We start from the raw sequence: 1805 nt of genomic DNA, 5'->3' as shown, positions 1-1805 counted from the left end.
TGGCTAGAAACATCATTGACTGCCTTCTGTCCATTTCGTAGTGATAGATATCCCGTCAGTCCAACGGCGGCAAAGATTTGGAGCACAAAGGGAACCACTAATACGAGCTGTAACGGCAGAGCTTTAGCTGATTTGACGCTAGACTTCATCATGGTTCGATTAGTAAATTACATTATGGAAGATATAAAAACAAAATATAAAAACAAAATATAAAAACAAAATATAAAAACAAAATATAAAAACGAAATATAAAAACGAAATATAAAAAAGTGCAAATTTATCCTTAACTTAGAGAGGTAAAAGAATTAGAAATTCTGACCCTTGACCGATTATAGAGCTTACTTCAATACTTCCTTCATGTTTTTCTACAACGATCTGCTTAGCGATCGCTAAGCCCAATCCCGTCCCTTTTCCTACAGCTTTAGTCGTAAATAGATGATCAAAAATCTTATTTTTTACTTCCGCAGACATCCCTTTACCATTATCGGTAATTTTAATTTTCACATAATTTCCCAATGCCGAAGTTTGAATCGTAATCCGATTGGGATTGGCTTGGAGTTCGGCATAGCTAAGTTTCTGACTGGCTTCATCTAGAGCATCAATCGCATTAGCTAAGATATTCATAAATACTTGATTGAGTTGCCCTGGGAAACATTTAATCGGAGGGATCTGACCGTATTCAGTGACAACTTCAATTTCTGGGCGTTGTGAGTTTGCCTTGAGTCGATGACGAAGGATCAAAATCGTACTATCTAGCCCTTCATGGATATTAAAGGTCTGCTTAGCATCACTATCAGCACGGGAAAAGGTGCGGAGACTATTACTAATATCCTTAATCCGTTTGATTCCTTCCCGCATCGAACTGACCAACTTCGGTAAATCTTCGCGAATATACGCAAGATCGATATTGTCAATTTCTTCTTGAATATCAGGATCGGGATCGGGATACTTTTTTTGGTAAAGATCTAACAGACCAAATAGATCCTTGATATAGCCCAAAGCAGGTTGGATATTCCCCCCGAGAAAGCCAATCGGGTTGTTGATTTCATGGGCAACACCAGCAACCAAATTGCCGAGAGCAGACAATTTTTCACTTTGAATAATTTGCAGTTGAGAAGCTTGCAATGCGGCAGTTTTCTGCATCACCTGATCTTCTAACTTTTGTGTTAATAGGTTTAACTGTAAATGGGTTCTTACTCTAGCCAGTACTTCTTGTTCTTGAAAAGGCTTAGTAATATAGTCCACCGCACCTAGTTCAAACCCCTTGATCTTATTACTCGTATCAGAGAGCGCTGTCATGAAGATAATGGGAATATTGATGGTTTTGGGATTACTTTTTAGTCTTCTACAGGTTTCAAATCCATCAATTTCAGGCATCATCACATCTAACAAGATGAGGTCGGGCAATTTTCGCTCAACCTGATGAAGGGCGCGTTCTCCGCTCGTGGCGATCGCCACATCGTATCCCGCATCGCTTAAAGCCTCTGAGATAACATCCAGATTAGTGGGGGTATCATCAACAATTAAAATCAAAGCATTGGAATCGTCAACAGTCATGCTCTCTATAATCCTCATTGTTATTAATTAGGGAGATTCAAAACGGAAGATATCGACGCAGCAAGGCTTCGATATCTTCCGTTTTAAATCCCTTAGCCAGCAACTGCACCTTCTGGACAAACGGCAAATAGCGCTCATCCCTCTGTCCAATCAGCCCAGCGCTATCGCCAAGCTTCTTAAGCAACCCATCAAGGGCTAAATCCAACAACATTCTCAAATCCTCCTCTGGTGGCACGACAAAATCTTCT

1 protein-coding gene and 1 pseudogene are annotated in these 1805 nt (G+C 40.1%); both read right to left on the bottom strand.

The features are described from left to right. Positions 1 to 288 precede the first annotated feature (288 nt). The gene (locus AC805_RS04440) at positions 289 to 1557 is read right to left on the bottom strand and encodes a sensor histidine kinase (protein ID WP_055074295.1); all 1269 of its coding nucleotides are present in this window, start codon (positions 1555 to 1557) and stop codon (positions 289 to 291) included. Positions 1558 to 1594: 37 nt separating this feature from the next. Continuing rightward, positions 1595 to 1805 (bottom strand): annotated as a pseudogene (locus AC805_RS26055) (response regulator); the annotation flags it as partial.

The organism is Pseudanabaena sp. 'Roaring Creek' (assembly GCF_001402795.1).
Classification (GTDB): Bacteria; Cyanobacteriota; Cyanobacteriia; order Pseudanabaenales; family Pseudanabaenaceae; genus Pseudanabaena.
Note: the sequence above shows the minus strand (reverse complement) of the source record. Positions and strands in the feature narration are given on the sequence as shown.

Bases quoted from the DNA above. Each gene is read 5' to 3' on its own strand.
- AC805_RS04440 (WP_055074295.1), bottom strand. From the start codon at position 1,557: ATGACTGTTGACGATTCCAATGCTTTGATTTTAATTGTTGATGATACC.